At 69.0% G+C, this 20,796-nt stretch carries 14 protein-coding genes and 1 pseudogene; 6 read left to right on the forward strand and 9 right to left on the reverse strand.

Annotated elements, in window-relative coordinates; genetic code table 11:
• Positions 1-150: 150 nt before the first annotated feature.
• The 6 genes and pseudogenes from QJS31_RS11510 to QJS31_RS11535 all read right to left on the reverse strand — a co-directional run.
• Positions 151-1,086 (reverse strand): annotated as a pseudogene (locus QJS31_RS11510) (phosphatidylinositol mannoside acyltransferase); the annotation flags it as partial.
• Positions 1,083-1,754, reverse strand: coding sequence for a phosphatidylinositol phosphate synthase (gene pgsA / locus QJS31_RS11515; RefSeq protein ID WP_282781476.1), 672 nt, complete (start codon positions 1,752-1,754; stop codon positions 1,083-1,085). The pseudogene QJS31_RS11510 and the gene pgsA, both read right to left, overlap by 4 nt.
• A 1-nt stretch (position 1,755) precedes the next feature.
• Positions 1,756-2,349 (reverse strand): HIT domain-containing protein, encoded by a 594-nt coding sequence (locus tag QJS31_RS11520; protein ID WP_029924231.1) that lies wholly within the window; start codon positions 2,347-2,349, stop codon positions 1,756-1,758.
• A 26-nt stretch (positions 2,350-2,375) separates the two neighbouring features.
• Positions 2,376-4,433 carry a threonine--tRNA ligase gene (thrS, locus tag QJS31_RS11525; RefSeq protein ID WP_306356661.1) on the reverse strand — a complete coding sequence of 686 codons (2,058 nt, stop codon included), beginning with the start codon at positions 4,431-4,433 and terminating at the stop codon, positions 2,376-2,378.
• 600 nt (positions 4,434-5,033) lie between these two features.
• Positions 5,034-5,858 (reverse strand): (2Fe-2S)-binding protein, encoded by an 825-nt coding sequence (locus QJS31_RS11530; RefSeq protein ID WP_306356662.1) that lies wholly within the window; start codon positions 5,856-5,858, stop codon positions 5,034-5,036.
• Positions 5,825-6,253, reverse strand: a complete 429-nt coding sequence (locus QJS31_RS11535; RefSeq protein ID WP_306356663.1) for a TIGR02611 family protein — start codon at positions 6,251-6,253, stop codon at positions 5,825-5,827. The genes QJS31_RS11530 and QJS31_RS11535 overlap by 34 nt, the downstream gene beginning before the upstream one ends.
• A 290-nt stretch (positions 6,254-6,543) precedes the next feature.
• Here QJS31_RS11535 and QJS31_RS11540 point away from each other — a divergent pair, with 290 nt between their 5' ends.
• The 6 genes from QJS31_RS11540 to eutC all read left to right on the forward strand — a co-directional run bounded on the left by QJS31_RS11540 (position 6,544) and on the right by eutC (position 13,797).
• Positions 6,544-7,776 (forward strand): helix-turn-helix domain-containing protein, encoded by a 1,233-nt coding sequence (locus tag QJS31_RS11540; RefSeq protein ID WP_306356785.1) that lies wholly within the window; start codon positions 6,544-6,546, stop codon positions 7,774-7,776.
• 92 nt (positions 7,777-7,868) lie between these two features.
• Positions 7,869-9,392, forward strand: coding sequence for an aldehyde dehydrogenase (gene adh / locus QJS31_RS11545; protein ID WP_282781484.1), 1,524 nt, complete (start codon positions 7,869-7,871; stop codon positions 9,390-9,392).
• Entirely contained in the window at positions 9,392-9,925 is a 534-nt protein-coding gene (locus tag QJS31_RS11550; RefSeq protein ID WP_282781485.1) for a DUF779 domain-containing protein, read from the forward strand. The genes adh and QJS31_RS11550 overlap by 1 nt, the downstream gene beginning before the upstream one ends.
• A 37-nt stretch (positions 9,926-9,962) precedes the next feature.
• On the forward strand, positions 9,963-11,405 hold the full coding sequence (gene eat / locus QJS31_RS11555) for an ethanolamine permease (RefSeq protein WP_306356664.1): 1,443 nt from the start codon (positions 9,963-9,965) through the stop codon (positions 11,403-11,405).
• The gene (locus QJS31_RS11560) at positions 11,402-12,814 is read left to right on the forward strand and encodes an ethanolamine ammonia-lyase subunit EutB (RefSeq protein ID WP_282781488.1); all 1,413 of its coding nucleotides are present in this window, start codon (positions 11,402-11,404) and stop codon (positions 12,812-12,814) included. The genes eat and QJS31_RS11560 overlap by 4 nt, the downstream gene beginning before the upstream one ends.
• Positions 12,815-12,972: 158 nt before the next feature.
• Positions 12,973-13,797, forward strand: coding sequence for an ethanolamine ammonia-lyase subunit EutC (gene eutC / locus QJS31_RS11565; RefSeq protein ID WP_372341548.1), 825 nt, complete (start codon positions 12,973-12,975; stop codon positions 13,795-13,797).
• A 434-nt stretch (positions 13,798-14,231) separates the two neighbouring features.
• On the opposite strand, the gene QJS31_RS11570 is transcribed toward eutC, so the two are convergent.
• The 3 genes from QJS31_RS11570 to QJS31_RS11580 all read right to left on the reverse strand — a co-directional run bounded on the left by QJS31_RS11570 (position 14,232) and on the right by QJS31_RS11580 (position 20,604).
• A complete protein-coding gene (locus QJS31_RS11570) occupies positions 14,232-15,851 on the reverse strand; it encodes an HNH endonuclease signature motif containing protein (protein ID WP_306356666.1) in 1,620 nt (539 codons plus the stop codon).
• Between the two features lie 138 nt (positions 15,852-15,989).
• Positions 15,990-18,191, reverse strand: coding sequence for a bifunctional SulP family inorganic anion transporter/carbonic anhydrase (locus tag QJS31_RS11575; protein WP_282786355.1), 2,202 nt, complete (start codon positions 18,189-18,191; stop codon positions 15,990-15,992).
• A 202-nt stretch (positions 18,192-18,393) separates the two neighbouring features.
• Positions 18,394-20,604 (reverse strand): SulP family inorganic anion transporter, encoded by a 2,211-nt coding sequence (locus QJS31_RS11580; protein WP_306356667.1) that lies wholly within the window; start codon positions 20,602-20,604, stop codon positions 18,394-18,396.
• Positions 20,605-20,796: the final 192 nt, after the last annotated feature.

The raw sequence follows: 20,796 nt of genomic DNA on the forward strand, positions 1-20,796 counted from the left end.
TGCGTCGGCACCGCGCGCGCCGGCATCCCCTGCGTCGGCACCGCGCGCGACGGTCTCCGCGGCACCGGCACTTCGCGCGCCGATGTCCGCGCCCGTCGGGGCGCTCGTCGTCGGCGTCTCGTCTCGGGTGTAGCCGAGTTCCCGCTGCGCCGCCGCGATACGGTCCAGTCGGGCCTCCGACAGATCGCTCTCCCACAGCGGTTGCAGCATGTGCCAATCGGCGGGATGGGCGGCGATATCGGCCGCGAAGCGGTCCGCCAATGCCTGGGTTGCCGCCGCCACGCCGCCCGAAACGTCGAGGGCCGGTTCGGTCTTGAACCCCCACCCCTCATTGCCCGCCGCGTCCTCGGTGAACCAGCAGTGCACCGGGATCAGCGCCGCCCCGGTTTCGACCGCGAGCTTGGCCGCGCCCGCGGGCATCCAGGTGCGCTCCCCGAAGAACGTGACCGGCACGCCCTTACCGGTGAGGTCGCGCTCCCCCATCAGGCAGATGACGCCGCCCGCGCGCAGCCGCTGCGCGAGTTGCGGGAAGGGCGGCTGCTCACCGCCGGTGAGCGGGAAGACCTCGAAGCCGAGGCCCTCCCGGTAGGCGACGAACCGCTCGAACAACGATTCCGGCTTCAGACGTTCGGCGACGGTGGCGAAGCGGCCGTGGTTCTGCACCAGCCACACCCCCGCCATATCCCAGTTCCCGGAATGCGGCAGCACCAGGATCACGCCCTTGCCCCGGGCGAGCGCGGCCTCCAGGTTCTCGACCTGCTGCACCGACAGGCGTGACCCCAGCGCCGCGTGATCCATGGACGGCAGCCGGAACGCCTCGCGCCAGTAGCGGGCGTAGGAGCGCATGCTCTTGTGGATGAGCTGATCGGGCACCTGCTCCGGCCGTACCCCCAGCACGCGAGCCAGGTTGAGCCGCAACTGATTCGGCTGTCCGGCACGCGCGGCCCGGTTGGCCCGCCGCGCCGCCGCGTCGGCTCCCGCGTCGAACGCGCGGCGTACCGTGCGCTCGGGCAGGGCACGCACCAGCCGCCACCCCGCCGCGTACGCCTTGTCGCTGAGCGCGGAGGTGAAATTGGAGACCGTCACCGCTGCGGTTCCTCCGGGGACTTGGCAGCGAGCGCGATGACCTCGCGCGCACCGGGTGAATTGCGCACCGCCAGCACCCGCTGGAAGACGGTGACGATGCTCAGCACCGCCAGCGCGTACATGGCCGCGTACACCGCGTAACTCAGCCATTCGATGCCGTAATGCCCACCGATACCGGTGAATCCGGCCCCGACCAGCACGATGACCAGACGATCCGGCCGCTCGATGAGACCACCGTCGGCGGACAGGCCGCTGGCCTCGGCGCGCGCCTTGGCGTACGAGATGACCTGGGAGGTCACCAGCACCACCAGGGTGGCGGCGAACAGGTGCCTACTGTTCTCGTGGTAGACCGCCCACCACGCCAGGCCGCCGAAGATGGCCCCGTCCGCCACCCGGTCACAGGTGGCGTCCAGTACCGCACCGTATTTCGTGCCGCCGCCGCGGGCGCGCGCCATCGCGCCGTCGAGCATGTCGAACATGACGAACAGCCAGATCACCATGGTTCCCCAGAACAGATGTCCGGTGGGGAACAGGGTGACCGCGGCCGCGATCGACGCGGTGGTGCCGATGAGCGTCATCGCGTCCGGCGTGAGTCCGGTGCTCACCAGCGCCTTGCCCAGCGGGGCGGTCGCCTTGGCGAACGTATCGCGACCGAAGAAGCTCAGCACGCTATGCCGCCTTCCATGCCTCCGCCAGCAGTGCGCGGGTCTCCCGCAACAGCTGCGGCATGACCTTGACTCCGCCGACGACGGTGATGAAGTTCGCGTCGCCGCTCCAGCGCGGCACGATGTGCTGATGCAGGTGGTCGGCGAGCGAACCACCCGCCACGCCACCGAGATTCAGGCCCACGTTGAAACCCTCGGGCCGCGACACCTTCTTCATGGTGCGAATCGCCTGCTGGGTGAACGACATCAGCTCGAGGCTCTCCTCGGGCGTCAGGTCCTCCAGATTCGCCACCCGGCGGTACGGCACCACCATCATGTGGCCGGGATTGTACGGGTAGAGGTTCAGCACCGCGTACACCCACTGTCCGCGGGCGATGACCAGTCCGTCCTCGTCCGACATCTCCGGGATATCGGTGAAGGGGTGCCCGGACTTCTTGGGCGCGTCCGCCTCCCGCTCCGCGCGCTCGGCGGCCGCACCGGTGATGTAGGACATCCGGTACGGGGTCCACAGCCGCTGCAGGCGGTCCGGATCGCCCGCGCCGGTATCCATGATCACCTCGCGCGGTGCCGAATCCTGCTGTCCGGCAGCCTCATCCATGAGACCGTCGGACGCCGTACGTTCACTCATTGCCCACCCTTGCGGATTTCGAACCCCTCCGCGGTCGGAGAGGTGTTCTCGCGGCGCCGGACCCAGTCCACGATGGTGGCGATCGCGTCGGCGACCGGCACGCCGTTCACCTGGGTGCCGTCGCGGAAGCGGAAGCTCACCGCGCCCGCCTCCACATCCCGCGCACCCGCGAGCAGCATGAACGGCACCTTCTGCGCGGTGTGGTTGAAGATCTTCTTCTGCATGCGGTCGTCACCGCGGTCCACCTCGGCGCGAATTCCCTGCGCCGCCAGCTCCTCGACCACCCCGTCGAGATGTTCGGCGAAGTTCTCCGCGACCGGGATGCCCACCACCTGCACCGGCGACAGCCAGGCCGGGAACGCGCCCGCGTAGTGCTCGGTGAGCACACCGAAGAAGCGCTCGATGGAGCCGAACAGCGCGCGGTGGATCATGACCGGGCGATGCTTGGCGCCGTCGCTGCCGGTGTACTCCAGTTCGAAGCGTTCGGGCAGATTGAAGTCCAGCTGGATGGTGGACATCTGCCAGGTGCGCCCCAGCGCGTCCTTGGCCTGCACGGAGATCTTGGGGCCGTAGAAGGCCGCGCCGCCCGGATCCGGCACCAGGTCCAGGCCGGAGTCGGTGGCCACCTTGCGCAGGGTTTCGGTGGCCTCCTCCCACAGCTCGTCGGAGCCGACGAACTTCTTGGGGTCCTTGGTGGACAGCTCCAGGTAGAAGTCGTCGAGGCCGTAGTCGCGCAGCAGCGACAGCACGAACTGGAGCGTGGAGGTCAGCTCCGCGTGCATCTGCTCCTTGGTGCAGTAGATGTGCGCGTCGTCCTGGGTCATACCGCGCACCCGGGTCAGGCCGTGGATGACGCCGGACTTCTCGTAGCGGTACACCGAGCCGAACTCGAACATGCGCAGCGGCAGTTCCCGGTACGACCGGCCGCGCGACCGGAAGATCAGGTTGTGCATCGGGCAGTTCATCGGCTTGACGTAGTAGTCCTGGCCGGGCTTGCGGACGGAGCCGTCCTCATTGAGTTCGGCGTCCAGGTGCATGGCCGGGAACATGCCGTCGCGGTACCAGTCCAGGTGGCCGGAGACCTCGAACAGGTGCCCCTTGGTGATGTGCGGGGTGTTGACGAACTCGTAGCCCGCCGCGATGTGGCGGCGGCGCGAGTAGTCCTCGAGCTCCTTGCGGACGATGCCGCCCTTGGGGTGGAACACCGGCAGACCCGAGCCCAGCTCGTCGGGGAAGGAGAACAGGTCCAGTTCCAGGCCCAGCTTGCGGTGGTCACGTTTCTCGGCCTCCGCCAGCAGGCGCAGGTACTCGTCCTGGGCCTCGCTGGACTCCCAGGCGGTGCCGTAGATGCGCTGCAGGTCCTCGCGGCTCTGGTCACCGCGCCAGTAGGCGGCGGAGCTGCGGGTCAGCTTGAAGGCCGGAATGTATTTGGTGGTGGGGATGTGCGGGCCGCGGCACAGATCGCCCCACACCTTCTCCCCCGAGCGCGGGTCCAGGTTGTCGTAGATGGTCAGCTCCTTGCCGCCGACCTCCATGACCTCCGGATCGTCGATTCCGGACTTGTCGGAGATGAGTTCCAGCTTGAACGGCTCCTTGGCCAGTTCGACGCGGGCGTCCTCCACCTCGACCACCCGGCGCGAAAACCGCTGCGCGCCTTTGATGATCTTCTTCATCCGGGATTCCAGCTTGGCCAGATCCTCCGGGGTGAAGGGGCGGTCCACCTGGAAGTCGTAGTAGAAGCCGTCCTTGATCGGCGGACCGATGCCCAGCTTGGCCTCGGGGAACTCCTGCTGCACCGCCTGGGCCAGCACGTGCGCGGCCGAATGCCGGATCACGCTGCGGCCGTCCTCGGTGTCGGCGGTGACCGCCTCCACCTCGACGTCGGTGTCCGGAATCCAGGCCAGATCCTTGAGATTGCCCTCCGGGTCGCGGACGACGATGACGGCGTTGGGTCCCTTGCCCGGCAGTTCCGCCTCCCGTACCGCCGCGCCCGCGGTAGTCCCCGCGGGCACCCGGACGAGGGCCGCTGGGTTCTTCGGGGCTGAGGTGGTCACGGCTGCGCACTCCTTGGCATTGTCGAGGCGGGTGGTTTGCCCGCCGTACGGTGCGGGGTACCCCCCGCGGTGTTCGGTCGCCCGGGACGGATTCCCCGGCAACCACGACCGGACGCGTCCGTGCGCCCGCACGAGACACTTCCTCCGGCGCGACCATGCTATCGGGACGACCCCGGCCCCGCGCCGATGGACCCGGCCGGGCGCGTGATCTGTGCTGTTTCGACCGCGAGCACGACGGCACCGGTAAGCCCTGCTCCCATCTCCCGAGCGCTGCGCCTTCCGAACCCGGCGTCCACAGCGCCGCGACCTCCAGAGCGGCGCGACCTCGGGTGCATGCCTGAACATGTCCCACATACAGCGAGCCGGGCCGCGATATGGCGGTGTAGCCACCGCAATGGTCCCGCTGCCCGAGGCCGTCCAAGGTCAGCACATCGCTGTACGCCCCGGGCCCACCCACCGTGCAGCGACAGTCCGACAGCCATCGCGCATACGTCCGGACGTATCGGACCAGCCGCACTACGCCGGTGTAGTCAGCTCGCGGATTCGCCGGAGTGGCTGCGAGCGACTCACCTGGGCGTCCCGTCCGCCGGAGTCGGTCTCTCAACCGCGCGCGGCCAGCTCCGACAGCAGCGCTTCCCGTTGGGCCGCAGGGCGTTTCGGGCAACTCGTACACATCTCGCAGCCGGGCACCTCGAAGACCAGGCAGCAGGAGATGCGGCGGACGAAGGTGCGCGAGCCGATATCGGTGAAGCGCGGCACCGGCAGCCGTCCGGCGACCTCGCGCGCCAGCCGGGCTCCGGCCTCGTGCGCGCCGATGTCCAGGGCGCGATTGCCGATGGCGTCGGCGACGATCGCCCACAGCGCGGCCGGGCTCGCGCCCGAGACCTCGGCGACCAGCGGAATCAGCCGCGAGAGGGTGTTGCGCAGGGCCGGGCCGGTGGGCGTGGCGGACCACGGCTCTGCGGGCGCGCCATCGCGTGCCGTGCCACCGGCCGCCGTGGTGTCGAGGTCGGCGATGTCGCGATCCGCGGCATCGGGCGAAGCGTTGCCGGGCACGGCGTGGGAGGCCGGGAACGCCGTGGCGCACCGGCAGCGATCACCAGCCCCGGTCGCGGTGTGGTCCTCGCTCACCGTCGGGATGGATAACACCCGTTCCACGCCGCCGTCGGGGCGGATCTCGCAGGCGATCCGGTCCAGCGCCGGATTCATGGCGGGACGGCCGTCGGCGTAGGCGGCGACGATGGGCGTGACCAGCGACGAGGCCGCCATACACCACCACAGCGTCCCGGCCACCCGGGAATCCGCGGTGCCCCAGGAGATCCCCATGTCGCCGATGCGCTCGGCCAACCACTCCCGGCGCAGCAGTTCCCCACCGGGGACTATGGCCGCGTTCACCGGAACAGCGGACTGTTCAAGAATTCCCATTCGACTCCGATCACGCCGCCGAGCATCCCGAAGGTGCCGAGCAGCCACAGCGTCGCCAGCACCAGCGCCACCGTGGCGATCGCGGCCAGTCCGCGCAGCAGCGGCCCGCGGGCGGCGTACCACCCCATGGCCCACTGATACCGCCGCCGCGTCCAGAGCAGAGCCCTGTGCGCCCAAGCGAATTCGGTGGCGAGGATACCCAGCCCCGCGAAGACGATCAGCCAGCCCGGACCCGGGTACGGGATCGCCAGGATCCCCACCGCCAGGACCACGACACCCAGCACGCCCACCACGATCCGGTAGGCGAGGTTCAGCGTAGGACGTCGCGCCACGCCCGCGCGCCAGGCGCGCCAGCGAGTCGGCGTGGACGGAGTCGCTTCCGGTGCGGTAACCACACCGCCAGGGTACGGACCCGGGCGGCGGCGAGCCCGGACGAGCCGCGTCACCCGGTGGAATCACCGGGCGGGCACTGTCCGGAATGTCAGGAAGCGACCGGTGGCGCGGTGGGCACCAGCCCTCGCCCACCCGATCCCGGGGTCGGCGCCGATGCCGCCCTGACCAGGGTGTGACCGGTGTTACAGTGCTTGTGGGAGAGCACGAAGGACACCGATTGAACAGAGCAGCGCAGGCGAATCCATGGGTCGCGTTCCGGCCGGGGGATGATCTCGGGCAGTTGGCGCGACGGATGTCGTCGGCGCACAGTTCGTTCCTGGCGGGAGCCGAATCGCTGCCGGTGATCCGCCCCGAGGGCGAATCGGTGCGCTCGGTGGTGCTGGATTCCTGGCGGCGCAGCCGCAGCAGCGGTGTCGATCCGGACGGCTTCGGTGATGTGGTGGACCTGCACGGGTCCGAGCTGCGGCAGTACCGAGCCGATCATCCGACCGCGCTCATCCAGCCCGTGGTGCGAAAACTGTTGGTGGAGGACGCCGCCGAATCCGGTCTGCTGGTGGCCGTCAGCGACGCCCAGGGGCGGCTGCTGTGGGTGGAGGGCGATTCCCGGGTCAAGGACCGCGCGCTGGCCATGAATTTCGTGGAGGGCGCGGATTGGAGCGAGGACCGGGTGGGCACCAATGCCCCGGGTACCGCGCTCGCCCTCGACCATCATGTGCAGATCTTCGGGGCGGAGCATTTCAATCGCGCGGTGCACGAGTGGAGCTGTTCGGCGGCCCCCGTGCACGATCCGCTCAGCGGCGCGATCATCGGGGCCATCGATATCACCGGCGGACCCCGGGTGGCCGCGCCGGAGGTGCTGTCGCTGGTGCGGGCGACGGTGGCGGCGGCCGAATCCGAACTGCGGCTGCTGTTGCTGGAGTCGCGGAAACCCCTGGCAGCCACGGCCGCACGGCTCGAGGTGCTGGGCCCCCACCGCCCGACGCTGAGCCACGGCGGCGAGCGCGTCCGCCTGAGCCAGCGCCACGCCGAGATCCTGCTGCTGTTGGCCGAGCATCCGGAGGGACTCAGCGCCGACCATCTGGCCATCCTGCTCGACGAGGCCGAACTCGATCCGGTGACGGTGCGCGCGGAAATGTCACGGGTGCGCAAACTGCTGGGTGAGGGCGGCCTCGGCTCGCGGCCGTATCGGCTGCTCATCGACCTCACCACCGATGTGGACGAGGTGCGCGCCGCACTCGCCCGGGGTGAGACGGCGGCGGCGCTGCGCGCCTATCCCGGACCGATCCTGCCGCGCTCGCTGGCTCCCGGCATCGACGAGTTGCGGGTCGAGCTGCGGGAGCGGCTGCGCGCGGCCCTGCTGCGGTCCGGTGATCGCCGCCTGCTCGCCCGCTGGACCGGGTCGGCGGACGGCCGCGAGGATGTGGCGGCGTGGACCGCCTACCTGGCCGTGCTGGACCGGCAGTCGCCGATGTACACGCAGGTCAAGGCGCAGTTGGGAGTTCTCGACCAGAAGCTGGGCATTTGACCAGTTACTTGCAACCGTCATGCAACATGACCGCTCCTAGTGTTCCGAATCACACCTGACGCACGAACTGTCAGCCGACCGAGGAGCATTCGATGACCGTCTTCGCCCGCCCCGGCACCCCCGATGCCGCCATGTCGTTCCAGGCTCGCTACGACAACTGGATCGGCGGCGAATGGGTGGCCCCCGTCAAGGGCCAGTACTTCGAGAACCCCACCCCCGTGACGGGCCAGACCTTCTGCGAGGTGGCCCGCGGCACCGCCGAGGACATCGAACTCGCCCTCGACGCCGCCCACGCCGCCGCCCCCGCCTGGGGCAAGACCTCCGCGGCCGAACGCGCGGTCCTGCTCAACAAGATCGCCGACCGGATCGAGGAGAACCTCGAGGCCATCGCCCTCGCCGAGAGCTGGGACAACGGCAAACCCATCCGGGAAACCCTCAATGCCGACATCCCGCTGGCCATCGACCACTTCCGGTACTTCGCCGGAGCCATTCGCGCCCAAGAGGGTTCACTGTCGGAGATCGACGCCGACACCGTGGCCTACCACTTCCACGAACCGCTCGGCGTGGTCGGTCAGATCATCCCGTGGAACTTCCCCATCCTCATGGCCACCTGGAAGCTCGCCCCCGCCCTGGCCGCGGGCAATGCGGTGGTGCTCAAGCCCGCCGAGCAGACCCCCGCCTCGATCATGTTCCTGATCAGCGTCATCGGCGATCTGCTGCCGCCCGGCGTGGTCAATATCGTCAACGGCTTCGGCGTGGAGGCGGGCAAGCCCCTCGCATCGAGCCCGCGCATCAAGAAGATCGCCTTCACCGGTGAGACCACCACCGGCCGCTTGATCATGCAGTACGCCTCGCAGAACCTGATACCGGTCACCCTCGAACTCGGCGGCAAGAGCCCGAACATCTTCTTCTCCGACGTGCTCGCCGCCAACGACGACTTCCAGGACAAGGCCCTGGAGGGCTTCACCATGTTCGCGCTGAACCAGGGCGAGGTCTGCACCTGCCCGTCGCGCGCGCTCATCCAGTCCGATATCTACGACGAGTTCCTGGCCGCCGCGGTGGTGCGCACCAAGGCGGTGCGCCAGGGCGATCCGCTCGACACCGACACCATGATCGGCGCACAGGCCAGCAACGACCAGCTGGAGAAGATCCTGTCCTACATCGAGATCGGCAAGGGCGAGGGCGCGACCCTGCTCACCGGCGGCGAGCGCGCCGACCTCGGCGGCGATCTCTCCGGCGGCTACTACGTGCAGCCGACCGTGTTCGCGGGCGACAATGCCATGCGCATCTTCCAGGAGGAGATCTTCGGTCCGGTGGTCTCGGTGACCCGGTTCGTGGACTACGACGATGCCATCAAGACCGCCAACGACACCCTGTACGGGCTCGGCGCGGGCGTGTGGTCCCGCGACGGCGGCGTGGCCTACCGGGCCGGTCGCGACATCCAGGCCGGGCGGGTGTGGACCAACACCTACCACCAGTACCCGGCGCACGCGGCGTTCGGCGGCTACAAGCAGTCCGGTATCGGCCGCGAGAACCACCACATGATGCTCGAGCACTACCAGCAGACCAAGAACCTGCTGGTGAGCTACGCGCCGAAGGCGCAGGGCTTCTTCTGATGTCCGCGCGCCCCGCGCGGGTGCGCGCCACCGCGGCGGCGATGGATCTGCTCCGTCGCCTCCGCGGGCGGCACGGCCCGCTCATGCTGCACCAGTCCGGCGGGTGCTGCGACGGCTCGGCCCCGATGTGCTATCCGGCGGGCGAATTCGTGGTCGGCGATCACGATGTGCTGCTCGGACTGCTCGATCTGCGGCTCGGCGTGGACGAGCTGCCGACCACCACGCCCGAGCCGGAAGACACCGCCGCCGTGTGGATCTCGGGTCCGCAGTTCGCCGCCTGGCAGCACACCCAACTCGTTCTCGACGTGGTGCCCGGGCGCGGTTCGGGTTTCAGCCTCGAATCGCCGGAGGGCTTCCGATTCCTCAGTCGTGGACGGGTTTTCGATACCAACGAACTGGCCGCCCTGGCCGATTCCGCGCCGGTGACCGGCGCGGGCTGGGACCGTGGCGAACGCCCGCTCACTCCCACCCAACCACAGGTGGTCGCCGAGGCGGCCGACGCCTGCCCCGTTCCCGGTCGCGGAACAGTCTAGAAATCACCGTATTTCGTTCAGCATGAAGGAGGTCGCGATGGCGATCCCCACCAATGAGCCCCACCATCACCGGCATGTGGAGACTCATCTCGAGGACAGCGCCTATCTCGCCAAGCGCTCCCTGAAATCCGGGAGCGCCGGCTGGGTGCTGCTCGCGGGCCTCGGCGTCAGCTATGTGATATCCGGCGACTACGCCGGATGGAACAACGGTCTGGCCCAGGGCGGATTCGGCGGATTGCTCATCGCGACCGTGGTGATCGCGGGCATGTACCTGGCCATGGTGCTCGGTATGGCGGAACTGTCCTCGGCCCTGCCCGCGGCGGGCGGCGGCTACACCTTCGCCCGCCGGGCGCTCGGGCCGTGGGGCGGATTCGCCACCGGCACCGCCATTCTCATCGAATACGCCATCGCGCCCGCGGCCATCGCCACGTTCATCGGCGCGTACGTGGAATCGCTGAACCTGTTCGGGATCACCGACGGGTGGTGGGTGTATCTGGCGGTGTACGCACTGTTCATCGGCATTCATCTGACCGGGGCGGGTGAGGCGCTCAAGGCCATGTTCGTCATCACCGCCATCGCGCTGGTCGGTCTGCTGGTGTTCGCGGTGTCGGCGTGGGGCCTGTTCGACACCGCCAATCTGACCGATATTCCGGCCGATCCGGACGCCGTGGGCAGTTCGTCGTTCCTGCCGTTCGGGTACTTCGGCATCTGGGCGGCGGTGCCGTTCGCCATCTGGTTCTTCCTGGCGGTGGAGGGTGTGCCGCTGGCCGCGGAGGAAGCGCGTGAGCCGGAGAAGAACGTGCCCAAGGGCATCATCATCAGCATGCTGGTGCTCATCGTCACCGGCGCGTCGGTGCTGTTCCTGGCCACCGGAGCCCAGGGGGCGGACGCACTGTCGGCCTCGGGCAATCCGCTCGTCGAGGCGCTGGGCGATTCCTCGACGGCGCGGGTGGTCAACTACATCGGCTTGGCCGGACTGGTGGCCAGCTTCTTCTCCATCGTCTACGCCTACTCCCGGCAGACCTTCGCGCTGTCCCGGGCCGGATACCTGCCGACCAGCCTGTCGGTCACCAACTCCCGCAAAGCGCCGATGCTCGCGCTCATCGTGCCCGGCGTGATCGGCTTCGGGCTCTCGCTGACCGGCGAAGGGGCGATGCTGCTGAACATGGCCGTCTTCGGCGCGGCGGTCAGCTACGTGCTCATGATGGTCAGCCATATCGTGCTGCGAGTGCGCGAGCCCGGCATGCGGCGGCCCTACCGCACCCCGGGCGGCGTGGTGACCACCGGATTCGCCCTGGTCGTCGCCTGTGCCGCGGTGATCGCCACCTTCCTGGTCGACCGCACCGCGGCGGCCTGGACCCTGGTCGCTTTCGCGGGCTTCATGGCCTACTTCGGGCTCTACAGCCGCCATCACCTGGTCGCCAACTCACCCGATGAGGAGTTCGCGGCCCTGGCCGAGGCCGAGGAGGAATTGCGGTGACGCGCTATCACCAGCGAATTCGCGGTGTCGGCTACAGCTTCGACGGACTGGTCGAGCTGATGGCCAAGGCGACACCGCGCCGCGGCGGCGACGAATTGGCCGGGTGCGCGGCGGAATCCGATGCCGAGCGGGCCGCCGCGCAGTGGGCACTCGCCGAGGTGCCGTTGCAGCGGTTCCTGCTCGAACCGCTGGTGCCCTACGAGACCGACGAGGTCACCAGGCTGATCATCGACAGCCACGATCGTCTTGCCTTCCAAGCGATCTCACATCTCACCGTGGGCGGGCTGCGGGACTGGCTGCTGGAGACCGCCGCACGCCCGGATGCCGCCGCGCGCCTGGCGGCGGTCTCCCCCGGGCTCACGCCGGAGATGGTGGCGGCGGTCAGCAAGCTCATGCGCAATCAGGACCTCATCGCGGTCGCCCGCGCCATCGAGGTGACGGCGGCCTTCCGCACCACCATCGGGCTGCCGGGGCGGCTGGGCACCCGCCTGCAACCCAACCATCCCACCGATGACGCACGCGGTATCGCGGCCGCGACGCTGGACGGACTGCTGCTCGGCTGCGGGGACGCCGTGATCGGCATCAACCCGGCCACCGACTCGCCGCACGCCACCGCCGAACTGCTGTATCTGCTCGACGACATCCGGCAGCGGTTCGCCATCCCCACCCAGTCGTGTGTGCTGTCCCATGTCACCACGACCATCGAATTGATCGAGCAGGGTGTGCCGGTGGATCTGGTGTTCCAGTCCATCGCGGGCACCGAGGGCGCGAATTCCGGGTTCGGCGTGAACATCTCGCTGCTGCGGGAGGCCGAGGAGGCGGCACGGTCGCTGCGGCGCGGGACGGTCGGCGACAATGTCATGTACCTGGAGACCGGACAGGGGTCGGCGCTTTCGGCGGGCGCGCACCTCGGCACCGGCGGGAAGCCGGTGGACCAGCAGACCCTGGAGACGCGGGCGTACGCGGTGGCGCGGGAACTGCGGCCGCTGCTGGTGAACACCGTGGTCGGGTTCATCGGACCCGAATACCTCTACGACGGCAAGCAGATCATCCGCGCCGGACTCGAGGACCACTTCTGCGGGAAACTGCTGGGCCTGCCCATGGGCGTGGACGTCTGCTACACCAACCACGCCGAGGCCGACCAGGACGATATGGACACCCTGCTCACCCTGCTCGGCGCGGCCGGTGCGGCCTTCGTCATCGCGGTGCCGGGAGCCGACGACGTCATGCTCGGCTATCAGAGTCTCAGCTTCCACGACGCGCTCTACGCCCGCCGAGTGCTGGGGTTGCGCGCCGCACCGGAATTCGAGACGTGGTTGCGGGGGCTCGGCATGGCCGACGATTCCGGCCGGGTGCTGCCGGTGGAGATCACCGCCTCCCCGCTGCGCGCCCTCACGGGAGCGCTATGAGCATCGAACACACGGCAAACATCGAACATACGGCAAGCACCGAGCACGCCGTGGGCACCGAGCACGCCGTGGGCACCGAACGCACAGCAAACACCAAGCACGCGGTAGGAACCGAACTCACAGCAGACACCGAGCACACGGTAGGAACCGAGCGCACGGTGGGCACCGCACAAACGGCGAGCAATGCACAAGGGACGCAGGACTTCTGGAACACCTTGCGCTCGGCAACTCAGTCCCGCATCGGTCTCGGCCGCGCGGGTGACGCGCTGCCGACCGCCCGCGTCCTGGAATTCCGGGCGGCCCATGCCGCGGCCCGCGACGCGGTCCACCTGCCCATGGACACCGCGGCCCTGGTGCCCCACATCGAAGCGGTCGGCCTCGGCACCCCGGCGGTAGTGCGCAGTCGCGCCGCCGACCGACCCGAGTACCTGCGCCGCCCCGACCTGGGCCGCCTTCCGCACGACCTGACCCCCGTCCCGCACAGCGGTGCCGATATCGGCTTCGTTCTCGCCGACGGCCTGTCTCCCCGCGCCCTCATGGACCACGGCGCTCCCCTACTGGCCGCGCTGGCTTCCGAACTCGCCGAACACTATTCGCTCGCCCCACCGGTCATCGCCACCCAGGCCCGGGTGGCCCTCGGCGACCACATCGCATCGGCCCAGGGCGTCCGCACCCTGATCGTCCTCATCGGTGAACGCCCCGGCCTCTCGGTAGCCGACAGCCTCGGCATCTACCTCACCCACCACCCCCGCCCGGGCCGCACCGACGCCGACCGCAACTGCGTCTCCAACATCCATCCCCCGGAGGGCCTCGGCTACGAACAAGCGGCCCGCGTGGTCGCCGGCCTCGTCGCCGGAGCCCACCGCCTCGGCCGCTCCGGCGTCGACCTGAAGGACACCTCCCGCGCCGATCCCCTCACAGGCCCGGCACACGACGCGAAGACGCTCGAATCCGCGCCCCGGAACGGTGCCGCCGTGCCGTGAGACAACCAGTCCCCGTCGGCCGGGAGCACGGCACTTGATGCGTGAAGGCTGTCCTCTGACCTGTTCAGGCACCTTTTCGGAGTGGCGCGTGCGTTGCGAAAGGTAGTGGAAGAGATCAAAAGATGAGAGGTGTGGTGGCGTCGTGTGCCTTACCTGGCTTTCGCTGACGCCGGGTGGGGTGCCGTGAGCTCGGTTCCAGCCGGCGGACTGGCTGTGGTCCAGTTTCGGGACGAGTGGAGTGGTGCCGGGTGCGGTGGGTGGGTGTCGAGGGCGGTGGAATGGTTTCGGTGCGATGAGGGCCTCGGAGACTGTGTCGATGCCGGTGTAGCGGGACCTCGCTCGGGTCACGGCGAATGCCCCCGTGCGGCACGGGTTTTCACCGTGCGGGGGTTGATGCCGGGTGTGATTGTCGAACCGGGTCGTGCGGGGCGGTGCTATTCGCGGGCGCGGTGGGGTTCGCGCGGACAACGGGCTTCGTGACTGTGGCCGGATTCGCGGTGCTGGGACTCGCGGCCGTGGCGGGATCCGCTGTGGTGCGATTCGTGGCGGTGAGGCTCGCGCGCGGGGCGGGATTCTTGGTTGCGGCGGGATGCGCTCGTGCGCTCGGCCAGTAGCCGGGCGCGGCGACGCTGCACACTCTCTGCCAGCACCTGTTCGGGGTGATGGAACCGATTCACTCGTGGTCGACGCTGCGGATCCACCGTGACCGGTGGACAGAACGCCGTCCTCCCCGCATCCGCGCTCCCCGGCGGAACGCGATAGGTGGCCCACCCGGTCGGGTCGTCGGGATCGGCGGCGATCTGCGCATGATGGGCGTCGCAGACCAAGGTGAGGTTGTCGATATCGGTGGGACCGTGCGCGGCCCACGGGATGAGGTGGTGCATCGCGCACATGGTGGCTGGTGCGGAGCAGTCGGGGTGGGTGCAGCCGCGGTCACGAGCGATGGCGGCCAACCGCTGCCACTGCGACGCGATCCTTGCACCTTCTCCCAAATACAGGGGTTTGCCTCGGGTTTCGTCGAAGAGCAGCAACAGCGGGATCGAGCCCTGCGCCATCCGCCACGCTTCCCGCACCGGGATCGCCGTCCCCGTCGCGGCGCGGGCGACTCCCGCACCGCGCAGTAGGTCGGTGACCGACATCGTCAACACGATCGACACCGGCAGGCCGCGATGTGCACCCAACTTCGCGGGGCCGCTGGCGGACAGGAACGCTTTCAACGCGTCGTGCCGCCGCTGCGCCGGAGTACGCCCATCTCGCCCGACCGCCGCCGCCAACCGGTTCGGGTCGAACCCGTCGGGGTCGTGCACCCCCAACTGGGGACTGTCAGGGTCGTCGGGCATACACACGCCCGGTCGTGCCCACTTCGCGAACACGGTATCGACCATCGCCCGCAACTCCGGATCGAAACACCCCCCGAACGGGCTCATCCCATCCACGCGTTGTTCGCCGAAGGTGGCCGCCCGAAGCCGGGCCCGGTCCTTCGCGGTGGTCAGCGTGCCGTCGGGGTCGAGGTAGCCGAGGATGCGGTCGCCGACCTTGCCGACCATTTCCGGGGTGCCGGTGCGGGCGGCGTCGGCCAGATGCTCCTCGGCGATGGCGCGGTGTTCGGTGTCGACCGCGTCAGGTATCCGGTCCATCACCCGCATCACCGCGCGTGCGTGATCCCCCGAGATCGCCCCCTCGGCCTGCGCCGACGCCGTGGCGGGCAGGCGCGGTTCGCACGACTCGCCGTAGGCACTGGTCATGGCCCCCAGTTGCGCGGCACCCTTCACCCGGGCGACGGCGTCGGCCTTGGCCAGGCGCAGAGTCTCCACCAGATACCGGTACAACCCCACCGATCCGGTGGTGGTCCACAACTGTCGGTCGTTGATCTCGATCACGTGCCGATGCCCCACCGCCTCCAACCGACGCCGGCACGCTTCCAGTCCTTGCACGCGGGCGGTGAATTCGGTGTCGGTGAACCCGGTCAGGTCCTCGGCCAACAGCGTGTCGATCGCGGTCGCCAGTGTGGCGAGCGCGGGATCGCGCTGCTGGATTTCCCCCTCCGAATTCATACAGTTATTCTACCGCGAAACCTATTGCGGCAGAACAGAAAACATCAACTGAACTGCACGTCTTCACATGACATAACCAGGCCGAGGGCGCGGATTCGGTTCGAATCCGCGCCCTGACGGCCGCTGTGCGGTTGTCGTCTACACCCCGGCTAGCTCCGCTAGTTCAGGGTCGTCGATATCGGCGATGTCCTCGGCGGTGACCTGGAGGACGCGGGCGGTGGCGATGTCGAAGAACAAGCCCGACACCGTGATACCGCGCTCGAGGACGGCGCGTCGGACTTCCGGGTGGGTGAGCAGGGTTTCCACCTGGACCGCGACATTCACCATGCTCAGCTGGTCGGTCTCGTCGAAACCGGCGGCAGCGGCCGCGCGGGCGACGGGGTGGCCGAGGCGGTAGCGGTCCAGGCTGGGCAGGGCGTGGCGGAGCCAGTCGCCGAGGCCGGGGCCGTCGGGTACGCCCGCGCGCAGCGCCTTCATGGCGCCGCACCCGGAGTGCCCGCACACCACCAGGTGCTCGACGCGCAGTTCCTGGAGGGCGAAGGTGAGGGCGGCCTCCAGGGAGGTGTCGCGGCCGTGGCCGGGCACCAGGTTGCCGACATTGCGGACGGTGAACAGGTCACCCGGACCGGTGTTGGTGATGACGTTCGGGACGATGCGCGAGTCGGCGCAGGTGAGGAAGAGCGAATGCGGAGCCTGGCCGTCGCGCAGCTCGTCCAGGTGCGGGCGCACCACGTGGGCGTTGCGACGGTGGTAGGCGGCGACGCCCGCGGTGATGGGGTTGCCTTCGGTGTCGCGCCACGGCCGCAGCACATCGTTCAGCAGACCGCGCGCATGTCCGCGTTCGGGCGGACCGGCCAGGGCACGGGCCATGTCCACGGTGCCCAGTTCCACGAATTCCACGGTGCCGCCGGTGCTTTCGTGCTGGTGCGCCCAGTCGTGGATGGCTTCGTAGGCGGCGTGGTCGAGGAAGTCGACGCTCAGTTCCAGCAGTACGTCGGCTCCGGCGGGCACCGTGGCCAGCTCCGAGGAGAGTCGGGGCAGCGCCAGGAAGGTGCAGGTGCCCTCGACCCGGACCACCCAGCGGTCGGCGTCCACGTGTTCGGCCGACACCACGACCCGCACCACGCGCCACAGCAGCAGTGCGAAGGCCAGGCCCAGACCGATCAGCACGCCCTCGAGCAGGTTCAGGAACACCACGCCCGTGACGGTGACCAGGTAGACCAGCAGGTCACCGGTGCGCTTGGCGAGTCGGATGTGCGCGAGTTTGACGAGCTGGATGCCGACCACGATGAGGAGGCCCGCCAGCACGGATTTGGGGATCTGCTCCACGACGCCGACCAGGGCCACCGAGAAGACCAGCACCCAGATGCCGTGCAGCAGGGCCGAGGCCCGGGTGCGCGCACCGGCCTGCACATTGCTGGCCGAGCGCACGATCACCCCGGTCACCGGCAGCCCGCCGAGCAGGCCGGAGGTGGTGTTGGCCACGCCCTGGGCCACCAGTTCACGGTCGAAGTTGGTGCGCGGGCCGGTGTGCATCTTGTCCACGGCCACCGCGCACAGCAGGCTCTCCACGCTCGCGATGAGCGCGATGGTCAGCACGGCGAGCACCACCGCACCCCAGTTCCCGCTGGGCATCTCGGGCAGGCCGATGGCGTCGAAGAGCGAGCCGCTCAGCGCGATACGCTCCACATCGGCGGGCACCACCAGCGACAGCAGGGTGCCGACCAGCACGGCCACCAGCGGTCCGGGCACCACGCGGATCTTGGCGGGTAGGTACTTCCAACCCAGCATGATGGCGATGACCACGCCGCCGATCAGGACGTCGACGCCGTGCAGGTTGAGCAGCTGGGCGGGCAGCCCGGTGATATTGGCCAGGGCCGAACTCTGCGACGATCCGCCCAGCAGCACGTGCACCTGCTGGAGGGCGATGGTGATGCCGATACCGGCGAGCATGGCGTGCACCACCACGGGCGCGATAGCGAGGGCGGCGCGGGCAATCCGGCTGAGGCCGAACAGGATTTGCAGCACCCCCGCCGCAGCGGTGATGAAACAGGCTGTCTTCCAGCCGAATTGGTTGATGGTCTCGGCGACCACCACGGTGAGGCCCGCGGCCGGGCCGCTGACCTGTAGGGCGGAGCCGCCGAGCAGGCCCACCACCACGCCGCCGACCACGGCGGCGATGAGTCCGGCGGCGATGGGCGCGTCGGAGGCGACGGCAATGCCGAGCGAGAGTGGTAGGGCGACCAGGAATACCACGAGTGACGCGGGCAGATCGTGGCGCAGCAGGGATTGCCAGCGGGATTCTCCGGAACTCTGCTGCGAGGCAGTGTCGAGGGACATACTTCTCCTTCACCAGGTCTGACGAGGGTGACCCGGACGATGTCGAACAAGGGCATCGAGGAAAGCGGTTTGCGGGCGACGTTGACCACAAGATCGCCGGGAAGTGAAGGCAAGGCTAAGGGTAAAGACTTAGCAAAGCCTGAGAAAACCTGTCCACCAATGAAAATGGTGCGTGAACGCCCTGTATCCACGCCCGCCCCGCTCACACCGGCTGCGCCGAAACCCGACGTCCGACGTCATCTATCTCGGCGATGCCGTCGACCGTGATCTCCACCACGCGCGCCGTGGCGATGTCGAAGAACAGGCCCGACACGACCACGCCGCGCTCCTCCACCCCGCGCCGGACGACGGGGTGCGCGTGCAGCGTCTCGAGCTGCACCGCCACATTCACCATGCCCAGCTGATCCACCGGACCGAACCCGGCCGCCGCGGCGGCCGCCGCCACCGGATGCCCGAGCCGGTAGCGCAGCAGGCTCGGCCGCGCGTGCGCCAGCCAGTCGTCCAACCCGGAACCGGTGACCGATTCGGCGCACAGCGCCTCCATGGCCCCGCAGCCGGAGTGTCCGCACACCACCACCGAGCGCACGTCGAGTTTGTCCAGCGCGTAGATGAGTGCCGCCTCCATGGAGGCGTCACAGCCGTCGGCGGGCACCAGATTTCCGACATTGCGCACGGTGAACAGGTCACCCGGACCGCTGTTGGTGATCACATTCGGCACGATCCGCGAATCCGCGCAGGCCAGGAAGAGCGAGTCCGGTTCCTGGCCGTTGCGCAGCACATCCAGGTGCGTGCGCATGACGTGGGCGTTGCGGCGGTGGTAGGCGGCCACGCCCGCGACGATCGGATCGGCCGACACCGCGGTACGCCGCCACGGGCCGAGCACCTCGTCCAGCAGCAGCCGGGACTGTCCGCGCGCGGGTGGCCCGTCCACGGCCGCGGCCATGCGCACCGTCCCGATATCGACGAATTCCACGGTGCCGCCGCCACTTCGATGCTGCCTCGCCCATTCCTCGATGGCGTCGTAGGCGGCGTGGTCGAGGAAGTCGACGGTCGACTCCACCGTCACGTCCACACCGGCGGGCACCTTGGCCAGCTCGCTGGTGAGCTTGGGCAGCGCCAGGAAGGTGCAGGTGCCGTCCACCACCACTCGCCACCGACCGCCGTCGTCGGGGGCGGCGGTGACGCTCACCCGCACCACCCGCACCAGCAGCAGCGCGAAGGCGAGCACCAGGCCGACAACCATGCCCAGCAACAGATTCCAGAAGACCACCCCCACCACGGTGGCCGCGTACACCACCAGGTCGCCGGTGCGCTGTGCGCGGCGGATGTGCGCGAGCTTGATGAGCTGCACACCCACCACGATGAGCAGCCCGGCCAGCGCCGCCTTGGGGATCTGCTGCACCACCCCGACCAGCAGCACCGAGAAGATCAGGATCCACAGCCCGTGCAGCATGGTCGAAACCTTGGTGCGCGCACCGGCTTTCACATTGGTGATGCTGCGGACGATGACGGCGGCGATGGGCAGGCCGCCGATGAGTCCGGACACCATGTTGGCGCCGCCCTGCCCGATCAGTTCCCGGTCCAGGTCGGTACGATGGCTGGGCCGCATCCGGTCCACGGCGACCGCGGAGAGCAGGGTCTCCACGCTGGCGATGAGCGCGACACTCACGGCGGTGAAGGCGATGGCGGTCCAATTGCCCTGCGGCAGTTCGGGAATGCGCAGCTCATCGAGCAGTGAGCCGTTCAGCACGATGCGCTCCGCGTCGATCGGCAACACGGCGGCCAGCAGCGCGGCCACCAGGACCGCCACCAGCGGACCCGGGACGGGGCGCAGCGGCCGGGGCATGTACTTCCAGCCGATCAGGATGGCGATCACGAGCACGCCGATGAACAGGTCGCCGCCGTCGGCGGTGCGCAGCTGGTGCGGCAGTCCGGTGATGCTGTCCCAGGAGGAGCTGAGCGAGCCGCCGCCGAGCAGTACGTGCAGCTGCTGAAGTGCGATCACCACGCCGATGCCCGCCAGCATGGCGTGCACCACCACCGGCGCGATGGCCAGCGCGGCGCGCGCGATCCGGCTCAACCCGAAGCCGATCTGCAGCAGCCCTGCCAGCATCGTGATGAAACAGGTTGCTGCCCAGCCGAATTGGTTGATCGACTCGGCGACCACCACGGTGAGCGCCGCCGTCGGCCCGCTCACCTGCAACGCCGACCGGCCCAGCATGCCCGCGACGACGCCGCCCACCACGGCGGCGATGAGTCCGGCGGCCACCGGCGCGCCCGCGGCGACGGCGATCCCGATGGACAGCGGCAGGGAGACCAGGAAAACCACGAGGGAAGCGGGCACATCGTGGCGGAGTACGGCGGCGAAACCGGGTAGCGACGTCCGGACGGCTGGTTCGGTGTCGGTCGACATATCTCTCCTTCGCCGAATCGGCTCGGCCGATCCGGTTCATCGGTCAACATGTACTGGCATCGAGCGCGGGCGGGCGAAGCTGTAGAGCCGACCGATCGTGGGCCGCTGGAAACGCGGCCCGATCGAAGGTCGCGCTAATCGTAAAGACTGAGCAAAGACGGCGAAAAGGCTTTGCCCGAACCGCTATCAAAC

Source organism: Nocardia sp. CC213A, from assembly GCF_030766805.1.
Taxonomy (GTDB): Bacteria; Actinomycetota; Actinomycetes; order Mycobacteriales; family Mycobacteriaceae; genus Nocardia; species Nocardia otitidiscaviarum.